Genomic DNA, 19202 nt, shown 5'->3' on the forward strand with positions numbered 1-19202 from the left:
ACACTTCAATGCCTCATCACCCGCTTGGGGACGAGGTCTGTGTACGCATGGGAAGGCTGTTTGACCGTCTCTTTTTATCCGAGAGCAGGGCCGGCTGGGTTGAGGACTTTTGAACTCAAACCGACTGGTTCACACAAATAAAGGGTTGAAACTTGATCATCCATGAAAAACACGTTCCATTATCCCTGCCTGCCTGCTTTCACGGCTACGCTGCTTGCACTGGCCTGCCTGATCCAAACTTCAGCGCTGGCTGAAGAAATTCGACGGGCCTTGCCTGCCGTCCCAATGCAAGGTGTGACCGTCAGCGCCAAGAAAGAACCCGTGACCGTCACCACCAAAACGCGGGGTGACGTGCGGATCACCACCTACAGGTTGATCCAACATCGGCTGACAAACCAGGACGCCGGCCACATGCTGGAGAAAATCACGACCCAATCGCCGCGCGGCAGTGCCAAGTATCATCGCCGTGTGGTGCGTGCCCAGCCATCGTTGGTCACGATGACCGTATGGGACCGTGGGGTGTTTGAACCTCAGGTTTATTTTGCGACCGCCGCGGATGATCGCGCCCATACACGCCGTTGAGGCGTCGGCACCGCGCCAGATGACGATCCGTCGCATTCAAAGACAGGGCGTGTTGTCCCAGCACACCGTCCGAGTCCGCATGTCGAACTGCCTGGCTTAATCCAAGAAGGAGCAGATATATTCGCAGATGCCGGAACTGACGACGATGTCGAAGCCGCTATTCGCAGCGACATCGAAGAACTGGCCGCCAGAGTAGGTCGTTTTGGTCTCACTGCCGTCGAGTTTCACCACGCAGTTGCCAGCCACGATCTCCATGCGCTCCGCCTTGGCGGTGCCGAAGTGGAAATCACCGGGATAGATAAGGCCGAGCGTCTTCTTGCTGCCATCCGGAAACAGGATGCTGTGGCTGGCGACTTTGCCGTCGAAATAGACGTTCGCTTTCGTGACGGCGGTGACATTCGAGAATTCGGCTGGGATGGCGGACATAGGGATCGAGGAATAGGCGATGATTTTGCACACGGCAAGCACCGGATGGCCGCACCTCCCTGCTTATGGCCCTGCGGCACTGTATTGCAGATCATCGAGAAAAATCTTCACCATCTGTCCGCCCGCCTGTGAGGTGAAAAGGCCGAAGCGATCCAGAATCGCGACTTGTTTTTTCTGTCCGGGCTTCAAAGCGAGCGTGGCGGACTCGGTACCGAGCGTGACACGCATCTCGCCGTTGCCACCGCCCGCAGCGGGATCATAGACCAGCGACCAGTCGAAGAGCTTGCCTGGCGTGAGGACGGGGCCGGAATCAACCTTGCCTTTCGTGCCAGTCGCCGTGGCGAACTGCGGGATGAAGTAATGGCCGATGCGCGTCGGTCCGCCGACGTGAATGCCGATGAAGTTTCCGGCCTCGTCAGGCGATTTGTCCTTCGTAGCGCTGCTGAACCAGCCGATGTGCATGTCCGAATCCGGCCCGGCGGTGACGAGCTTTACCTTGCCGCGCGCTTCAAGGCGATGCTCCAAATTCAGCGGCCCAACCTTGTCCGCGTAGTAGCCGTAGTCACCGCTGCGCCACAGGCCGCCGCCGACTTCGCCGAGGGTTTGACCGCCCGCGTGATTCGTCGTCGCGCTGAAGCCGAAATCATGCGCGCCGACGACTTCACGATCCTCATAAGTCGTGCGATTGCCCACCGCGACCCAGCGGGGGTCTTTGGAGAAATCCTCGGCGCGTCCGTCGATCTTCACGTCGTCGAAGAACATCGTCGTCGCGCCGCCAGACTTCATCATGTTGAGCACGCCGAAGCGATCAAAGGTCGCGCCTTCTTTGCGGAAACCAGGCGTGAGATCGATGGTGAACGTTTTGGTGTTTGGGAAGCGCGCCTGCGCCTCGCGTTCGGAGTTTTCAGGCAATGTTCCGTAATCCTGCGTCGTGTGCGTATCGCTGCGCATCGTAAACGTGAACTGCCCATTGCCACCGGCCCCCTGTGGATCGTAAGCCAGCGTCCAGTGATAGCGCGTGCCGTCGTTTTTGATCGGCGTGGGCCGGAACTTCCCCGGCAGATACGGTGTGATGAAGGTGCCGCAGGATTTGTTCGTGTTGGTGATCAGGCGCGTCGCGAGGCGGCCACCTTTGCCTTCAAAGTCAAAGTCGAGCCCCAGCGATCCAATCGGCCTGCCGCTGCCTCCCGGCTGGTTCGAGTTGAAGAAGCCGAAGAAAATCCCCGCACCCGGTTGCGACTTCGTAACGGCGAAACTGCCCGACGCAGTGAACTTGTCATCGAGCGTCTTCGCCGGAATCTCCGCTGCATACGAGGCCGGAGTTGTTGAACGCTGAATGCTCCCGCCGATCTCGCCCGCGGCCTTGCCCGCATGATTCGTGGCGCTGTAGCCGAAATCCTGTGTCACGATCAGCGGCTTCTCCGGCACGATGCGGTTGTTGTGTCCCTCCCATCCGGGATCGCGATCAAAGGCTTCGGTTTTGAGCAACAACGTCGGCATGCTGGCTCCTCGTGTCGAAAGGTGTTTGATGACGACGGTCGCCACCGCTGCTGCGAGCTTGCGGCTACCTTCGTCGGTAAAGTGGATGCCACCGCTGTCGTGCAATCGTGCGGACTCCTTGGCATCGCCCAGCGCGGCGGGCAGATCGTTCACCGGCACATCGAGTTCCTTCATCACGCGCAGCGCGATGACGTTGTACTCCATGACGCTCGCGTTGAACAACTGATAGCTTCGAGTCTTCCAGTATCCCTTTGAGCGTTCGTCGATGAGCGGTGTGCTGAGGGCGAACACGATCTTCGCTTTCGTCTCGGCACGCAGCCGCTTCACGATCTCGCGCAGGTTCGCCTCGTATTTCTCGGGCGGCACGTTGTACTTGCCGGTCTTCTGGTCGCGTTTCGTGTCGTGAATGCCGCTGTTGAAGTGGACCACGTCGGGTTGCTCTTTAATGGCCCACTCGTTGAGGTTCGTCAGCAACTTGCCGGTGTCCCCACCATTGACCTTGGGCGTTACCACCGTGGCGCGGTCTGCCAGCAGTTCGGCGACGAAGGGCGCGTAGTGTTCGCGGACGGAATCGCCCAGCAGCACCACCTTTGGCAGGGCTGGCTTTGGGGCATCTTGCGCCAAGGCTGTGGCTGCGAGTGCGCAGAGGAAGATGCAGATGGATTTCATGCGAGAAGAACGCTAACCGAGCGGTTCTGTTGCCGGATTGGCGTAGCTTCGATTGGGAATCGAAGCCGATTCGAGTGCCACTCGAATCTACGGGCGCTTCGTCACCGTCACGCTCTGGAGGTAGTATTTGTTGAATTGATTGCCGTCGGATTCGAGAGCGAAGTTATAGCCCCAGTAGTTCACGAACTGCGCGTCGTCGATCTGCCAGCGCACGGTGTGCCATTGCTTGTTGTCCGGCACGGTGAACCAGCCGCCTTTCGCGGCCTTGAGGCCGGTGGTGGATTCATAGACGAGCTTGAACCCGGCGTTGTCATTGGCCTCGTTTCGTCGCACGACGGCGGTGATCTCGATGGGCGTGGTCGTGTAGCTCAGAAATTCGGGATCGACGATGAAAACATTGCCGCCGGGCACGTTGCCCGCACGCGCGGAACCGCCGTAGGCGAGCACGGCGCCTGCGACAGCCTCGCCGGAGTGCGTGTGGAGGCCGCGCTCGATTTGCTGGCCTTCCATCGTGATCGAGACGGACTCGGCTTTCGAGAAATCGCCATCCCACGGCAGCGGCTTGGTCTTGTTGGCCTTGGCCTGGCTCACAAGGTCGTCTGGAACACCAATCACGAAAATCGGGGCCACGGTGAGCGCATGTTTGTCAGCACTCGTCATGTCGCCATTGAGCGGATTCACGACCTGCACGGGTTTTGGGAAGCGAATCTCGCCCGTCGTCTTGCCCTGCGCCCAAGTGATCAGCACGGTGCCTTTCGTGCCCTGAAAGGCGAAGGCGTAATGTTTTTCGTTCAACAGCGTCCAGCCGAGATACAACGGATGCTGGCCGAGATGTTGAATCAGCCGCGCCATCGCGGCATAAGCCGGGCGCGGGATTCCTTTGCGATCGAGCAGGCCCAGCGGGCCGCTGTCGCCGTCCTTGCCTTCGAACCACTGGATGCACGCCACCCCCTGCGCGATTCCCATGGTGTAGGCTTTCACCAAAGCATGAGCCTGCGTGTCCGCGCCTTTTTTGACCGCATCACAGCCCAGTTCGGTGAAGATGACCGGCACATCCGACTTCGCCGGATTATGCGCCGCGAGCATCTTCCTGACCGTGGGCACGATGTTCATGAAAACAGCCTCCGTGCCCTTGTTGCTCGCGATGCCGTCGAGCACTTCATACGGATGCAGCGTGATGTAGTCGTAGTGATCCTTCGCGCCCGCCTTGATGGCCTGTTCGAGGTAATTGATATGCACCGACTTCGCCGCGAGGCCGATGAGGCAGGTCGGATCGGCCTTCTTCGCCGCGTCGTAGGCGCTGACGACGATCTTCGCGTAATCCGCCGCCGTTTGATCGCGCCCTGTGCCGTTCGGCGGCTCGTTCCAGATTTCCCAGCGTTTGATGCGGCCTTTGGCGTGATTCACGATCTCCGAAACGTAGTTCGACCACGCGGGCAGGTTGTTCACCGGCAGAGTGCCGGGCTTGTCGAGCGTGTTCCACTTCACGCCGCCATTGAGCAGCCCGCCAAAGACGAATCCATGCTCCGTGAGATAGCTCATGTGCTCGTCCAGATCCTTCCAGTCGAACTTCCCCTGCTCCGGCTCCACCTGTGACCAGCCGGTGCAGTTAGAGCGGTAGTAGCGCAACCCGATGGCCTGCATCTGCGGCACCCAATGCGATGCGTCCTGCGCCGAGCGATTGTGAATGTGGCAACTGCCGATGCCAAAGATGCCGAGCGCAGCAGTGTCTTCCGCGTAGAGTTGCACGGCAAACACGGTAGCGAGAAGAAAGGCAAGGTGTTTCATGAGCCAGGTTTGCTGCGAAGTGCTTCGGCTTCGCGCAACTTCAGATACGATCCGGTCATGAGCCGGTCTTCGCGGCCTTCCCCGGCCTTGATGATGATGGCGGATTGTTTCAGCAGATTTTTTTCGAGACCGTTGATGCCGTAACAACGCGTCTGGCAGATGCCGCAGCCGACGCATTTGTCGGTGAGGACGACGGGCGCGAGGTGGCCGGTGCCTTCGATGGGCTGGCCAGCGGCATCGACCTCAGTGTGGACCTGGACGAACTCGATGGCGTGATAACCGGCGGCGTGGCATTCATCGACACAAAGCTGGCATGCCTCGCGGTTCGCGTGCGGCAGGCAGGCGTGTTGATCGACGATCGCGAGTCCCATGCGCGCGACTTTTTTCTCGGCGAGCGGCAGCGCGCGAATGGCACCGGTGGGGCAAACTTGGCCGCAGGCATTGCAGCTTGATTCGCAACCGGCCCAGTCGGCCTTCACCATCGGTGCCCACAGGCCTTCGAGACCTTGCTCGAAACCCTCGGCTTGCAGGACGTTGTTCGGGCAGGCTTTGAAGCACTCGCCACAGCGGATGCACATGTCGAGGAAGGCAGGCTCAGGCACGCTGCCGGGCGGACGCACGGGGTGGAAGGCATTGGGATCATCGAGATTCGCACCCCACAGTTTTGTTGTCGCTGCGATAGCTCCACCACCAGCCACACCGATGCCTGAGCCAGTGATGAGCGACATGAAGCCGCGGCGACCGAGCGCCGTCTCGCCGGTGGGTGGATCGTTCACGGCTTTGAGGTCCATGACATGCCAGCGATCGACGAACTTGATTGAGTGCGTCGGACAGACACCGCCGCAAGTCTGGCACAGGGTGCAGTCGGTCACACGCGTGGTAAAGTCGGGCTTGATGGCGTCGAAGGGGCAGATGGTGACGCATTTGTTGCAGTTGATGCAGCTTGATTCGACCTTGCGCTCGCTCACGCGGAACAAATTGGCCACGGAGAACACCGCGCCGCTCGGACAGACGTATTTGCACCAGAATCGCGGCTTCAACAGCCCGAGCGCGAGCACGCCGAGGAACAACAGGATGGAAACAACGTGCCCGGCATTCATTGATGGCACCAGATGCCATTCGCGCGCGAATCCGCTCTGCAATGGCTCACCGATAAACAACAGACCACGCGTGATCACCGGAATGGCCGCGACATAGCCGGAGATGAGCACACCGCCGAACGCCGCGATGAGCACGGCGAGCAGCAGGTAGTATTTGATGTGAACCCACCAGCCGTCTTTGGCGACACGGAAGCGGGTGACGCGCCTGCCGATGGCCCAGTCGAACAAATCGATGAGCGTGCCCAGCGGGCAGAGATAGCCGCAGAAGCCGCGTGGAATGAGCACGCACACCGCGAGAATGATGCCCGCACACACCAGCGACCACACCCAGCTCCGCGCGGCGATGGCGGTTGAGAGACTGACCAGCGGATCGATGATGAGGAAGGTTTCGGCAGGCACGATTTCTTTGCGTGCGAGGTCATCGGTGTAATGCGACGGCCACTTGCCCGGCTCTGTCTCATGCAAAGCCCACGGGCCGGCACCGAAGAGCATCTGATCGATTTGCTTGGCGCTCAGCGGCGCATCCGGCATCAGGCGCACGCGCTTGCCCTCGATGGCGGTGATGTTGAAGCGACCCACTGCGGCACCTTGATCCACAAGGAAGCGTTTTTGACCTGCATGCAGGTCTTTCGCGCCGTCTTCACGTTCCAAGCTCAACCCACCGCTGTTTTGGTCAAATTCCGCGATGCGCCAGCCTTCTTGAATACTGCCGACAGCCTGCGGTTTGGCGTGGTAGGGCCAGCAAACATAAAAAAACAGCCACGCAAAGAGCAGGAAGCAAAACGTCTGCACCACTCGACGAACGGGCGAGGACAACATCGTCGGTCCGATGCGGCGCAGCAGCTTGCGCACAGATGTTGCGACGGTTTTCTGCTGTGGCTTGCTCGACGTTCGTTGGAAGGGCAGGAAGTGATCCAACCGAAACCCACTGCGCTTGCGCTGAGGCGGCTCGTTCATTTCACGCCCTGGGCGAGTGCTTTGGCGGTGGCGTTGATGATGGCGACGCCAGTGATGGTGGCGCGGCTGGTGGCGTCCACACCTTTGACGCCCTGCTTGGCGATGATCTGCTCTGGCACGTCGCGCATGGATGAGTAATACTGTTTCTCCTTGTGCTGCGTGACCTTCACGAACTCGATGCGTTTGGATTTCACCTTCACGGCAACTTGCACGTCTCCTTCGTAACCGAGAGCGTTGGAGGTGTAGGTGCCGTCAGCCACTTTGGTGATGTCTAAAAGTTCAAACAGCTTGATGGCTTCAAGACTGGCCTGCGCGCGACTGATCAAGCGCTGGAAACGGTTTTTGTTTTTCGGATCCACCGGCGCATCCAGCACCTCTTGATAATACGCAATCGCTTCATCATAACGTCCGGCCAGACGACAGGCGTCGCCGCCCAGCAGATAAGCTCCGTGAGGATCGTCGGCATCTTCGGCAAAGGCCTCGGTGAGCTCCACCGCCCGGTCGGTTTCGCCCATGTCACCCATGAGCTTGATGGTGTTAAGGTAAAAACTTTCGCCCTCGATGAAGTCCAGCGCCATCTGCTTGCTGCCCAGTCGCCAGTAGCATTCAGCGAGGAACACGCTCTGTGGATCATCGGCCGTCACACCGGCCTGCTGCCACCACCACGCAGCGCGGGCATAGTCCTGAAAGAAGCGGAAATACATGCCACCGATCTCCTTCGTCGCCCGCAGCCGGATCTCGGCGTTGTCCTTGTTCACGGACAGCACATGCTCCATGAATTTGATGCCCTCCTGCCAGCGGTTTTCGTTGGGGTTGATGATGTCCCAATTGAACTGCCCGATATTCTTCTGGTTGTTCCATTGCCCCTTCGGCGCATTAGCCCATGTCAGGTCGAGCGTCTTGGGATAGTTGAGCTTGGTGGACTTCATCCAGCCCGGTGGGTTTGATCCTTCTTTGGCGATCAACGCCTTGACCTCATCGGGTGAGCGCGATGCGTTTGCCACCGGTGCGGCGCTGCTGGCGGGAGTGCCGGGCTTCGGCGTCAGCACGGTGCGCTGCCCGTTCACGGTCAAGGCATGCACCTGAGCCTGCGGCAGCATGCGCTGGATCAATTGACCGCCGATCATCGCCTCGACGGTGACGGTCTTGGCGGTGGCGTCATTGGCGATGACTTTGCCCTCCACCTTGTTGCCATTCATGAGTTCGATGGTGTCGGCGTTGACGCAGTGAGCCAGCAGAAGCACTGCGATGCCGATGCGAAGAAGTGAGGTCATGGTGGAATCAGGCGTTGAGAGGAAAACCTTCGGTGGCAGTGATCCGGCCGCTCTTTGAAACCAGCAGTGCATCGGTTCCCGGCGTGTGCCGCACCAGCCCCATGCCGCGCTCTATGCCGAGCACGAACACCGCCGTCGAAAGCGCATCGGCGGCCATCGCTGTCGGAGCGACGATGGACACGCTCGCCAGTTCCGTCGGCGAATGACCGGTGCGTGGATCAAAGAGATGGTGGTGGACGAAATCCTCGCTGAATCGCGTCTCGTAGTCGCCCGAGGTCGCGAGGCAGCGGTCTTGCAGTTTCGCCATCGAGACAAACGCATCGGCATGTCGCGGATGCTGGATGCCCACGGTGAACGCTGCGCCATCGGGCTTGCCGCCAAGCGCATTCATCTCACCGGCATCGATCAACGCATGAGCCACACCCGCACGCCGCAGCACCGCCATCGCCGCATCTGCCGCGAAACCTTGCGCGATGCCATTCAAAGTGATCGCCGTGCCCGCACCATCGAGCTGGAGGCGACTTGGCGTGATCTTCACCCGCCGCCAGTCCACCAAGGCACGAGCTTGGATCACTTCCGCCTCACTCGGCAGGCGGTTTTGTTTCTTCGCGTTGTGATACAGCTCCCACAGCGGCTGCACGGTGACATCAAGGGCACCGTTCGTTTCCTTCGCCATGGCCATCGCGTATTCCAGCACGGTGACCAGATGCGGATGCGGATCGTCGAGCGCCGCGTTCTGATTCAAGCGGCTAAGCTGGCTCTCCGGCCGATAAATGCTCATCAGGCTCTCCACGAGATCAAGTTCCGCGAAAGCCGCGTCGAGTGCCGCCTCCGCCGCTGCTTCATCGCGATGCCAGACGGACATGGTGATGGATGAACCAAGCGCGTGCGAGGTTCGGCGGAAGACCTGCCATGGCCGCTCTCGCGACCACAGCCAGCCTCCCGTGCCAAGTACTGCGCAGGCACCAGCGGTTCCCATGAGGAAGCGGCGGCGGTTCAGTGATGCGGAGTCTGTGTTCATGGTGTTGATCGTGACTTGGCGGCGCTATTTGATTTCGCGTGCAGTAAAGGTGTAAAGATCGGCTTCGTGAAGCTGAAACTCCAGGCGGATCACTTGGTTTTTGAGTTCATCGAGTGATTTGCCGCTCCATTTCACCGCGTGAGACACGCTGTCGCCCTTGAAGACCGGCGTGTCGTCGTAGTTGAAGCCTGCGATGGGTTTTCGCAGTGCATCCGACACACGCACTTTCAATTCACCGGCGTGCGCGTCCGCATTCACGATCAAATCGCCACCGGGCCAGCGAATCTGCCGCGTGCAGACCACCCCGCCGCCTTTCGGGCCATGCAGCGAGACGAAGCCTTCCTTGCGCAGCTTCGCGAGGCCGATGCTGCCGTCGCGCTCGGGAATGCCGTGCGGGCCGTTCCAACCTGCATAGTAGAGCCACCATTCATCACCGACATCGATCCAATCAGGACTGCCGAAGACCATGCCGTCGTCCCATGAGTCCGCAGGGCCGAGGTCGATGAGACGCGGACGTGCGGGCAGGCGCTCGAAGGTGACGCCGTCGCGGCTCCACGCGAGTTCGGTCCAGATGTCGCTGTTGAGTTTGAAGGACCAGACGAAGCCGAAGGTGATGCCAGCGTGATAGCGCGCGGGCATGCCGTAGAAGCGGTTGAAGCCGCGCTCGAGATCGAGTTCGTCGGGAATCAGAATGCTTTGCGGCGAGGCTACCCATTTGGACCAGAGGTCTTTGCCAGCGACACGTGAGATGCGGCGTGACTCGCCGGTGTTGAGAATGCCGGTTTGTCCGGCCAGATAGCGATCCTTCGCACGGCAGAACATCGCGTACTCGCCGCGCGCGGGATCGAAAATGACGCTGTTCACGGTGTCGCTGGAGATGTCGAGCACCTGGGTGTCGCTCGCCTTGTCCCAATGGATGCCGTCCTGCGAGCCGACGACATGAATGCCGTTGTTGCCGCGCTTCGCGCCCGAGGTGTGATAGGCCATCACATAGCGGAAGCCTCGGCGCGCGGACTCGGGCAGTTCGAGAATTTGCTGGCCGCTGGCGCGGAAGTCGGCACTGCCGCGCCAAACGATGTTGTTGGCCTTGGTGCCTTTCCATTCATACAGGCCGAGCTCCGGCCGTATCCAGGCGAGACCGTCTTTCGATTCGGCATAAGCGATTCCGTAGGCTGACTTGTCGTCGTCCTCCGTGCCGCGCACATGCGTCTGATACCACAGCTTGAAAATCCCCGTGTCCGCATCGCGCACGACTGATGCATAGCCGCAGCCGCCGACGATCAGCGGATTGCCCGCGTACTTCTTCGGCGCATGAAACCTGCGCACCACTTCCTCGGTCTTCATCTTGAAGGACCAGCGGTTGTCCACGATGTGGTCGTCGATGAAGAACTGCGGCGTGTGGCCAATTTCGACGGGTTCCTGCGGCGGAGCGGTCATGGCAATCGACGCGCCGAGGTGGAACACGATGGCGCAGGTGGTCAGTATGGGCGGCTTCATGGTAGGTCTCCGGCCCTGTGAACGTCGGGACGCGAGAGGCTCTCTCGCCGGATGCCCGGCCAGAGGAAGATCGGCCCGCACCGCATCGTTACCATGGCACCATGAAGACAACCACACTCATCATCACCGGCCTCGCACTCGCCTGCGGGGGATTGGCCCAAGAATCGAAGGAAAACCCGAAACAAGCGCTGCAGAGCCTGATGGAACGCGCCCGCGATGCCAAGGCCGCCGGGCGCCTCGACGAGGCGAAGGAACTCGCGGAGCAGGCGGAAAAACTCCAGCGTGAGCTTCAGGACCACGACGGCGTGAAAAAACCGCAGAAGCACGCGGAAAAACATCCGGGCAAGGACATGTCCCCCTTCAAAGGCCCGGAGGCCGAGCGCCTGCAGCACATCATGCAGGCCGTGGAGCATCTGCATGCCGCAGGTTTGCATGAACCGGCCAAAAACATCGAGGAGATCGCCCAAAACATGCGCCGCGAACTGGAGGAGCGCATGAAACACCCTGGCGAGATGAAAGCCCACGCCGAGTTGGAGGAAATGCGCCAGCAGATGCACCGGATGGCGGAAATGATCGAGCAACTCCAGGCGGAGCTCAGGAAGCGTGACCCGGACAAGATTCAGCCGCTGGTCAAATAAGCGCCTGCCAGCGGTGATCTGAATCAGCGTGGCGTTTTGGCGGCAGCCTCGTGCGAGAAGAGTCTCTCTCGAAATGCCGCGAGCATCTCTTGAAACTTCTCCTCACGGACGACCTCGGCGCTGCCGTCGAGTCTTGCGATCACGCGTCTGCCATTGGCGCTGGTCCGGGGTGACCAGACAACGAGCAAATTGCCATAATCGGTGTCACGCAGGCCTGCACCGGCATAGACGAGCGGCTCCACAGGCATGTTACGATCCACGGACGCCCAAAAAATGCGGGAGTCAGTGACGATTTCTGGCATCATCTCAGCGCAGGACTCGGGGAACTTGCCGTCGTGCGCGCTGGCATACTGCCGCGCCGCCAAAACCACCTGTTTGGCATTGTTCACGGCCTTCATCTGCGTCCCCATGCCACCCATCTCGATCCAACCGGGCAGACGGAACAGCCATCCCGTCTGATGCACGATGCCCACGGCGGCGATGCTCGTGCCGAGCATCACGACAAGCATGGCGCACCACGCCAGGGTCCAGCGCCATGGCCAGCGGTTCGATGCTCGCAGTCGAGACATGAGGAGTTGCAACCCGAATGTTCCCAACAACAGAGCTCCCAGCGAGCAAAGCAGCAGTTCCACATTGACCTGTGTCTGCGGGACGACCTCGATGAGATAAAACAACCAGCCGCACGCCAGGTGAAACGGAAGCTCCAGCAATGAGAAGAGTTCTGGGAAGAACATGAGCATGACGACCGCCACTACAACTTTTAGTCCCCACCATATTGTTCTGCCCCATGACCGGCTGACGGGCTTTGTTTCGACATCATTCACGGCTCGAACTCCCTTCGCACGCGTGCATCGAGTTCGTCGCCGCTCATCTGGACCACGGAACCGTCGGTCAGCAGCGCCCAGCGCGTTGCTCCATAAATCGCCGGCTCATAGACGAGCACATCGGACTTGGCGTCAAAAGTGAGCCCGGGAATGTTGGCAATTTCCCCTTTTGCATTCTTGCCAGCATTGAGCTGGTCCTCAAAAGTAAGCCCTGGAATGTAGATGAGCCAATGACCGTCAGGGTGCGCTCCCTTCCACAGGGCCGTGTTGAAATCGCTTATATAAGCATGCACGGGCAGCTTGCCCTCATGCTTGACGGCGTATTCCCGCAACGCGTCACGCAGTATTTCCAGCCAGTGCTTGCGAGCGGCGTCGAGCCAGGGTTTCGGATCGCGATCCGGGGTTTGCAGCTTGTAGGTTACACCGCTTTTCGCCCACGCGCCGGGAGTCATGAGTTCACGCGCACCGGAAATCATCGTGAGGATGAAGTAGAGAAACAATCCCGCCACGACGAGAAGCGCGAGCGAGCGCTTGAAGCTCAGCGGCGGCATCCAGAGGAAATCCTTGGCGAGTGCATTCCACAACCAGCGGAACACCACCGCGCAGAGCAGATATACGAAGATGAAGAACGAAATCACATCCAGCCGTGCCTTCGCCACATCGGACAACTGCACCGAAGGCATGCCGGCGAACGCCGAAGTCGTCGCGACAAGCAGCGCGGTGGTGATTCTCCAAAACCTCATGCCCGCAGGCTATCTGGAAGCCGGTTCACGACACAAGCATGATTTTGCCCTCACTCCCACACGCCCAGCTTCACGAGCTGCTTCGTCGCGGCACCGGCCCAGTCGCGATTCGCGGCGGGGCTGGCGGGACTGGGATGGAGAACGCGGCCGGTTTTGAAATGACCGTTCATCGCTTCTTTGGCACGCAAGGCGCGTTCTTCGGCGAAAGCGCCGACACCGATGACCCATTCAGGCTGCAAGGCGGCGATGACGGCACGCAGATGCGCATCGCACGCGGCCTCCATGACCGCAGTTTCGGCGGCGGGAAGTTTGTCGGGCGTGTGATTGCGACCGCTGGCCTCGATGAAGACGAGCGGGCAGTAGTTGGCGACGAAGTGATCTTGGAAAAAGGCCTCCGCCTTGCCGAAACGCTGCGCAAACAGGCCCCATAGCCGCCGACCGCTGACTTCTGACTGCGGGCAGTCGAAACCGACGACGGGGCGCTTCGGATGCTCGCGCTCCGGTTTGCCCACGGGTTCGCGGATGCCCATCCAGTCGCGCACGGCGGCGATTTCGCCGAAGGGAACGCCGGTTTGCGTCATGCCGAAGGGGCCGGGATTCATGCCGACGAGGACGACACGCTTCGTGGTGCCGCCAAAGCGCCGCAGGTAGGTCTCGTGCGGTTCCCAGGCGTAATCGAGCGGCTGATAGACGTATTCGACCGGCGCGGCAAAGCGCAGCGGGCGCAGGGTTTCGCGCAGGGTCTGGGCGGCGGAGATCAGGACATTGGCGGGCATCGCGGCATGAGATGGCGGAAGACTGTCACGTCAAGAGGTGCAAAAAGAACTCGTATCCACAGGCGCGTCCGCTAAAGTTTGCGCCCGTGATGCGACACTATCTGAGCTTCGGAATTCTGGCGGCGGCCTGCATGGCGGTTTCGTCGTTGTCGGCGGAAAACGTCAAGATCGTGCTCAAAAACGGCGCGGAGCTGCGCGGCGAGGTGCTCAAGGAGCGTGACGACGCCGTGGTGCTCGATCTCGGCCATACTGTGCTCACCGTGCCGCGCACGGAGATTTCCATCCTGGAAAAAGCGAACGCCGCCGCCAAGACCGCCGCCGTGCAGGGCGAGGACATCTATTTCGTTGAACCTGGACGTGAGGCGGTGACCGTGGAGAAAAACGTCCAGCGCGTGGCTGAGTCCGTGGTGCAGATTCAAACGGCCTCAGGTCTCGGCTCCGGCTTCATCATCAACAAGCTCGGCTACGTGATCACGAACCAGCATGTGATTGCTGGCGAGCGCGAGATCACCGTGGTGGTGTATCGCAAGAAACCCGACGGGCTGGAGAAACAGCAGTTCACCAAGGTGAAGATCATCGCGATGAACGGGTTCCTCGATCTCGCCATTCTCCAGATCGACGATCCCGCCGCTGACACGCTGCCATTTGTGCCGATGGGCGATTCGGAGACGCTCACGCAGGGTCAGGACGTTTTCGCCATCGGCAGTCCGCTCGGTCTGGAGCGCTCGGTGTCGAAGGGCATCGTCAGCATCCGCGCGCGTGAAAACGGCGGTCGCTGGTACATTCAAAGCACCACGCAGATCAATCCCGGCAACTCCGGCGGGCCGCTTTTCAACGCACGCGGCGAAGTCGTGGGCGTGAACAACATGAAGGCAGCCGGCGTCGGTGTCGAAGGCCTCGGCTTCTCGATTCCCTCGAACGTGCTGAAGCTCTTCCTGAAAAACCGCGAGGCCTTCGCCTTCGATCCACGCAATCCGAACAGCGGCTTCCGCTACCTGCCGCCACCGGCCCCGCCGGTGGAAAAAACAAAGCCCGAATCTGTAACCACCAGCGGCTGATTCTTCAGTAGCAGTCGCACCCTCATCATTCAATCATCCATGAAACGCGCCACCCTCCTTCTCTCCCTGCTGCTTGCCAGCGCCCTTCCCGCCTCCGCCGCCGACCGGCTGGAGCAATGGTACAACCTCATGCCGAAAGACACGGCCGGTGTCATCGCCGTCAGGAACACGCCCGAGCTGCTCGCCGACTGGGACAAGAGCAGCTACGCCAAATTCATGCAGGATGACGAGGCGAAACGCTGGATGGCCCCGATGCGCAAAGAGGGTGACACGCCGTGGGACAAGTTTTTCAAGGACCACTACGGCACCGGCATGTATGACACACTGAAGGATTACCCTGGAGCAGTGGTCAGCTTCCTCGTGCTGAATGACTTTGCCGAGTTCGGGAAGAACCCGCCCAACGTCTCGCTCTGTGAACTGGGCGGCAAGCAGAAGGAAATCGAGGCGCACAAGGCCGCCGAGGTTGAGGCGGAGAAGAAGGACAACGCCAGTCTCAAGCTCAGCAGCACGGACATCGGCGGCGTGAGCGTCCAGATCGCCACATCGGGCGATCCGGCGGACGACGCCTGCTTCACCTCATGGGCGATCGTGGGAGACGTGATGATCGAGTCCACCTCGCGCAAACTCATGGAATACATGATCGGCGCTCTCAAAAACGGCGCGGGCGATCCCCCCGGCGTCGCGCGTGAGCACCTCACCCGCATCGGCCAGATCACCAACGGCGGCGGCGACATGATGCTCTACTTCAACGGCGTGAAAATGCTCGAACTCGGCGAGAAGATGATTGCCGCGGAGGAGAAAAAGAAACAGGACGACAACAAGCCCGCCGCAGGCATGAACTTCAACATCAAGCCAAAGCAGATCATGGACATGCTCGGCGCGCAGGAGTTGCAGGCTGTCGCCTTCACCGTGGAACTGCAGGATGCCCAGTCACGCATGGATGTGACGATCCTGCACCCGCAGAAGCCCACCGGCATCCTTTCCATCATGCGTGGCACCAGCAACGAGGTCACTCTGCCCTCCTTCATTCCCGCCGGCATCCTGACCGCCAGCGTCGCTCGCATGGACTTCGGCACGGTGTATGACGCGATCCTCGGCATGATCTCCAAACTGGGCCCCATGGCCATGATGGTCACCATGCAGATCCCACAACTCGAAGCGCAGATGGGCTTCAAGATTCGCGACGATCTCTTTGGCAGCCTCTCCGATGAAATCATCCAGGTGCAGGACGGTGATGGCACCAAGGACAGCCAGGTCATGGGCTTCAAGGTCAAGGACGCCGACAAGCTCGGTGGTGCGCTCGAAGGCCTCAAACGTTTCGCCGGAGCCGGCTTCGGTGCCTTTGAGGAGAGCGACTTCCTCGGCTTCACCATCAACACGCTCAAGACCACGCAGACCGCCAATGCCGCCACCGAGATCGCCTACTGCAACACTGGCAAATACCTCCTCATCTCCATCGGCACACAGGACACGCTGAAAAAAATCCTCGGTCGCATGAAGGATCCCTCGGGCCCCAGCATCTGGGACGATGCGCACGTGCAGAATCTCCTCTCGCTCGCGCCAAAGAACTACAGCGGCGTCGGTGTCGCGGATGCAGGCCGCCTGCTCAACATGGTCGCCACCGCCGCAGCCGCGCTCGAAAGCAAAGCAGGCGGCAAAGCCGCTGCGGCCAAGAAAAAGGGTCCAGGCAAGAAGGCCCTCGCTCCCGAAGAATCCGCCACCACCGCGGCTCCCGGCGGCTGGTTTGACTCCAGCGCACGTCCCTCGAACGAAACCTTCCAGCGTTACTTCGGCAGCCTGCTCAGCGCCAGCTACTCGCACCCGGATGCGATCCAGATGCACTACCTGACCACGCCCGTGGAGAAGTAAGGCCCGATTCTGGATGCTTGATGCTGGTTTCTGGATGTCTGCATCGAGCATCAATAATCTAGCGTCCAGCATCACTCTCATGCGCCCCATCGCTCTCATCCTGCTCGCCACTGCTGCCTTCGCGGAACAGCCCGCGCTCTATTTCGACGGCCCGGAAATCGTCAAACTCGACTGGAACACCTCTAGCCCGCGTGCGGGTGATTTCAATGGCGATGGTCTGACCGATCTCGCCATCGTGAACTCATCGCGTGCGCGCATTGAGTTCCTGCTGCAACGCAAGGACGGGGTGAGGCCCGGCGATCCTGAAAAATCCGCTCGTGAGGATCGCTGGAATCCGATCCTCGAAGTCTCGCGTTTCGACAAGCAGCCTCTCGTCATCGGTCATGCGGCCTTCGCGCTCGTGACAGGCGATTGGAACGGCGACAAGCGCGACGACATCGCCTTCATCACTGATGAAGACAAGCTCGTGCTCCGCATGCAGGGAGACAAAGGCACCTGGACTGAGAAACGCGAGTTCACGCTCGATTCCACCACTGACGATACGGAAGTTCTCGTCGCACGCGATTTGAACGGCGACGGTCGCGATGACATCGTCCTGCTCACCAACACGCGCTTGATGGTGCTGCTGCAAAAAGCGCCCGGCGAATGGGCTGAGCCGCAAAACTACGCGCTCGGCGAAGGTGGTTGCGCTGGATTGAGCATCACCGACCTCGATGGCGATGGCCGTGCCGACCTTTTTTACACCGCACCCGAAGGCGATGCGCTGCTCGTGCGCTTGCAGCATGAAGGCGTGACGTTTGGCGAAGAATGGCGGCTCGAAATCCCCGCCACACGCCACTGGCTGCATCCCATCCGTTTGGGCGACAAGAAAAACGGCGTCGCCTGGATTCAGGATGAAACGAACATGGTGGAAGTCGCGAAGCTCACGCAGGGCGCCGCCGAACCCAACGCTGACCGTGCCGCCACCATCCGCTACGCCATGCCGCCGACCGAATCGAAGAACGGTGCCGTCGCTTATGGAGATCTCACCGGCGACGGCTTTGCCGATGTCATCATGTCCGAGCCGAAAGCGGCGCGCGCCTGGTTGTTTCAAGGCAGCGCCAGCGGTGCGTTCAGCGAAGGCCGCGAGTTCCCCATCCTCAGCGGTGTCGAATCGCTCGCCATCGCCGATGTGGATGCCGACAAAAAGGCCGATCTCGTGCTGCTCAGCCCCGCCGAGCAGTCCATTGGTGTCGCGCATTGGACAGACAACCGTCTCGCCTATCCTGAGATCGTCTATCAGGCCAAGGAAGGCGAAACCCTGCTCACGCTCACCACTGATTCGGCCATTCTCTGTGTCAGCGAGATCAAATCGAAGCCTCAGTTCATCACACTGCGCAAAACCGCCGCCACCAAAGGTTTCACTGCCACCACACAGGAGCTCACGATCAAAACCGGCCGCATCAACGGCATCCGCGTCGTCGATGCCAATCAGGATGGCCGTGGCGATCTTGCTTTGTTCTCCAACCTCGGCCCGTTGCAGCTCCTGCTCAGCACTACCGACGCCAAAGCGCCCTTCAAGCGTGTCGAAGGTATTCCAGACTCGTTTGTGAGTAAACTCGCCCCCGCCGCCCTCACCACCGGCGATCTCGACGGCGATGGCAAAGAAGAAATCCTCATCGCCCATCAGCAGCTTGCCCGCGCTTTCAAAGTCGATGCCGAGGGCAAGGCCAGCATCGTCGAGCAGTTCAACTCCCCCGATGCCTCCGCCGAACTGCACAGCGCCCTCATCTCACGCAAGGATGGCAAAATTTCCGTGCTCCTCATCGACGCCACGCACAGCAAGCTCCACGAGCTCACCGCTGGCAAAGACCGCGTCTATCGCGCCGACCACACGCATGCGCTGCCCGTGATGACACCTGACCAGTGCGTGCTCATGACGGCGGAGAAAAACACCAAGCTGCTTCTGCTGGCCAAAAACAGCTTCCAAATCACGCCTTTGGACGGTTCCACGCTCAAACTCGACACCGTCGCCACCTTTGACAGTGAACTCAAAGACACCACGCCATCCGATCTCATCGCCGCCTCATTCTCCGGTGAAGATGTGGATGACATCGCCCTCATCGACACCGCCAAAAGCCGCGTCATCGAAATCTTCCAGCCCGCCGCCGGTCAGAAATGGGACAGCGCCATGTACTTCCGCGTCTTCGAGACTGACCCGCACTTCCGTGGCAAAACCGGGCTCGAAAACGAACCCCACGATTACGCCGCCCTTGATCTCGACAAAGACGGCCGCCTCGACCTCTGCCTGCTCACCCACGACCGCGTCCTGCTCTACGTGCGGAAGAAGTGAGCCTTGATCCCGGAGGGATCAGAACAATTAGCCAGGGGTCGCAGCCCCCTGGAACACATACGAGACGCACCTTTTCTCAAGGACGCATCCCGGAGGGATGCAAGAAGCTGACTTGCCTCCCCAGCCCTTCGCGACATCATGCCGCCCA

General features: G+C 60.3%; 15 protein-coding genes. 5 read left to right on the top strand and 10 right to left on the bottom strand.

The annotated features are described in order from the left end of the window. Positions 1-162 precede the first annotated feature (162 nt). The gene (locus U1A53_RS04255; protein ID WP_322279202.1) at positions 163-582 is read left to right on the top strand and encodes a hypothetical protein; all 420 of its coding nucleotides are present in this window, start codon (positions 163-165) and stop codon (positions 580-582) included. 96 nt (positions 583-678) lie between these two features. Here the strand turns inward: U1A53_RS04255 and U1A53_RS04260 are convergent, their stop codons facing one another. The 7 genes from U1A53_RS04260 to U1A53_RS04290 form a co-directional block, all read right to left on the bottom strand. Then, a complete protein-coding gene (locus tag U1A53_RS04260; protein ID WP_322279203.1) occupies positions 679-1008 on the bottom strand; it encodes a pyrimidine/purine nucleoside phosphorylase in 330 nt (109 codons plus the stop codon). 63 nt (positions 1009-1071) lie between these two features. Further along, complete coding sequence (locus U1A53_RS04265) at positions 1072-3177, bottom strand: SGNH/GDSL hydrolase family protein (RefSeq protein WP_322279204.1); 2106 nt, start codon at positions 3175-3177, stop codon at positions 1072-1074. Between the two features lie 87 nt (positions 3178-3264). Then, on the bottom strand, positions 3265-4965 hold the full coding sequence (locus U1A53_RS04270) for an endo-1,4-beta-xylanase (RefSeq protein WP_322279205.1): 1701 nt from the start codon (positions 4963-4965) through the stop codon (positions 3265-3267). Continuing rightward, on the bottom strand, positions 4962-7022 hold the full coding sequence (locus U1A53_RS04275) for a 4Fe-4S binding protein (RefSeq protein WP_322279206.1): 2061 nt from the start codon (positions 7020-7022) through the stop codon (positions 4962-4964). Before U1A53_RS04275 ends, U1A53_RS04270 begins: the two co-directional genes overlap by 4 nt. After that, on the bottom strand, positions 7019-8296 hold the full coding sequence (locus U1A53_RS04280) for an FMN-binding protein (RefSeq protein ID WP_322279207.1): 1278 nt from the start codon (positions 8294-8296) through the stop codon (positions 7019-7021). Before U1A53_RS04280 ends, U1A53_RS04275 begins: the two co-directional genes overlap by 4 nt. Before the next feature lie 7 nt (positions 8297-8303). Then, a complete protein-coding gene (locus U1A53_RS04285; protein WP_322279208.1) occupies positions 8304-9317 on the bottom strand; it encodes an FAD:protein FMN transferase in 1014 nt (337 codons plus the stop codon). Between the two features lie 24 nt (positions 9318-9341). Beyond that, positions 9342-10814 (bottom strand): hypothetical protein, encoded by a 1473-nt coding sequence (locus U1A53_RS04290; RefSeq protein ID WP_322279210.1) that lies wholly within the window; start codon positions 10812-10814, stop codon positions 9342-9344. Positions 10815-10915: 101 nt separating this feature from the next. On the opposite strand from U1A53_RS04290, the gene U1A53_RS04295 reads away from it, so the two are divergent. Beyond that, the gene (locus U1A53_RS04295) at positions 10916-11452 is read left to right on the top strand and encodes a hypothetical protein (protein WP_322279211.1); all 537 of its coding nucleotides are present in this window, start codon (positions 10916-10918) and stop codon (positions 11450-11452) included. Between the two features lie 23 nt (positions 11453-11475). Here the strand turns inward: U1A53_RS04295 and U1A53_RS04300 are convergent, their stop codons facing one another. The 3 genes from U1A53_RS04300 to U1A53_RS04310 form a co-directional block, all read right to left on the bottom strand. Continuing rightward, positions 11476-12192 (bottom strand): hypothetical protein, encoded by a 717-nt coding sequence (locus U1A53_RS04300; protein WP_322279213.1) that lies wholly within the window; start codon positions 12190-12192, stop codon positions 11476-11478. Positions 12193-12272: 80 nt separating this feature from the next. After that, positions 12273-13019, bottom strand: coding sequence for a hypothetical protein (locus tag U1A53_RS04305; RefSeq protein ID WP_322279214.1), 747 nt, complete (start codon positions 13017-13019; stop codon positions 12273-12275). Positions 13020-13069: 50 nt separating this feature from the next. Next, positions 13070-13795 (bottom strand): uracil-DNA glycosylase family protein, encoded by a 726-nt coding sequence (locus U1A53_RS04310; RefSeq protein ID WP_322279216.1) that lies wholly within the window; start codon positions 13793-13795, stop codon positions 13070-13072. An 89-nt stretch (positions 13796-13884) separates the two neighbouring features. Here U1A53_RS04310 and U1A53_RS04315 point away from each other — a divergent pair, with 89 nt between their 5' ends. The 3 genes from U1A53_RS04315 (at position 13885) to U1A53_RS04325 (ending at position 19054) form a co-directional block, all read left to right on the top strand. Then, entirely contained in the window at positions 13885-14853 is a 969-nt protein-coding gene (locus tag U1A53_RS04315) for a trypsin-like peptidase domain-containing protein (RefSeq protein WP_322279218.1), read from the top strand. Positions 14854-14892: 39 nt separating this feature from the next. After that, positions 14893-16722 carry a hypothetical protein gene (locus U1A53_RS04320; protein ID WP_322279219.1) on the top strand — a complete coding sequence of 610 codons (1830 nt, stop codon included), beginning with the start codon at positions 14893-14895 and terminating at the stop codon, positions 16720-16722. A gap of 79 nt (positions 16723-16801) precedes the next feature. After that, a complete protein-coding gene (locus U1A53_RS04325; protein WP_322279221.1) occupies positions 16802-19054 on the top strand; it encodes a VCBS repeat-containing protein in 2253 nt (750 codons plus the stop codon). Positions 19055-19202 lie beyond the last annotated feature (148 nt).

The sequence above is a fragment of the Prosthecobacter sp. genome, from assembly GCF_034366625.1.
Taxonomy (GTDB): Bacteria; Verrucomicrobiota; Verrucomicrobiia; order Verrucomicrobiales; family Verrucomicrobiaceae; genus Prosthecobacter.

Bases quoted from the DNA above. Each gene is read 5' to 3' on its own strand.
- U1A53_RS04255 (WP_322279202.1), top strand. From the start codon at position 163: ATGAAAAACACGTTCCATTATCCCTGCCTGCCTGCTTTCACGGCTACG.
- U1A53_RS04260 (WP_322279203.1), bottom strand. From the start codon at position 1,008: ATGTCCGCCATCCCAGCCGAATTCTCGAATGTCACCGCCGTCACGAAA.
- U1A53_RS04265 (WP_322279204.1), bottom strand. From the start codon at position 3,177: ATGAAATCCATCTGCATCTTCCTCTGCGCACTCGCAGCCACAGCCTTG.
- U1A53_RS04270 (WP_322279205.1), bottom strand. From the start codon at position 4,965: ATGAAACACCTTGCCTTTCTTCTCGCTACCGTGTTTGCCGTGCAACTC.
- U1A53_RS04275 (WP_322279206.1), bottom strand. From the start codon at position 7,022: ATGAACGAGCCGCCTCAGCGCAAGCGCAGTGGGTTTCGGTTGGATCAC.
- U1A53_RS04280 (WP_322279207.1), bottom strand. From the start codon at position 8,296: ATGACCTCACTTCTTCGCATCGGCATCGCAGTGCTTCTGCTGGCTCAC.
- U1A53_RS04285 (WP_322279208.1), bottom strand. From the start codon at position 9,317: ATGAACACAGACTCCGCATCACTGAACCGCCGCCGCTTCCTCATGGGA.
- U1A53_RS04290 (WP_322279210.1), bottom strand. From the start codon at position 10,814: ATGAAGCCGCCCATACTGACCACCTGCGCCATCGTGTTCCACCTCGGC.
- U1A53_RS04295 (WP_322279211.1), top strand. From the start codon at position 10,916: ATGAAGACAACCACACTCATCATCACCGGCCTCGCACTCGCCTGCGGG.
- U1A53_RS04300 (WP_322279213.1), bottom strand. From the start codon at position 12,192: ATGCTCATGTTCTTCCCAGAACTCTTCTCATTGCTGGAGCTTCCGTTT.
- U1A53_RS04305 (WP_322279214.1), bottom strand. From the start codon at position 13,019: ATGAGGTTTTGGAGAATCACCACCGCGCTGCTTGTCGCGACGACTTCG.
- U1A53_RS04310 (WP_322279216.1), bottom strand. From the start codon at position 13,795: ATGCCCGCCAATGTCCTGATCTCCGCCGCCCAGACCCTGCGCGAAACC.
- U1A53_RS04315 (WP_322279218.1), top strand. From the start codon at position 13,885: ATGCGACACTATCTGAGCTTCGGAATTCTGGCGGCGGCCTGCATGGCG.
- U1A53_RS04320 (WP_322279219.1), top strand. From the start codon at position 14,893: ATGAAACGCGCCACCCTCCTTCTCTCCCTGCTGCTTGCCAGCGCCCTT.
- U1A53_RS04325 (WP_322279221.1), top strand. From the start codon at position 16,802: ATGCGCCCCATCGCTCTCATCCTGCTCGCCACTGCTGCCTTCGCGGAA.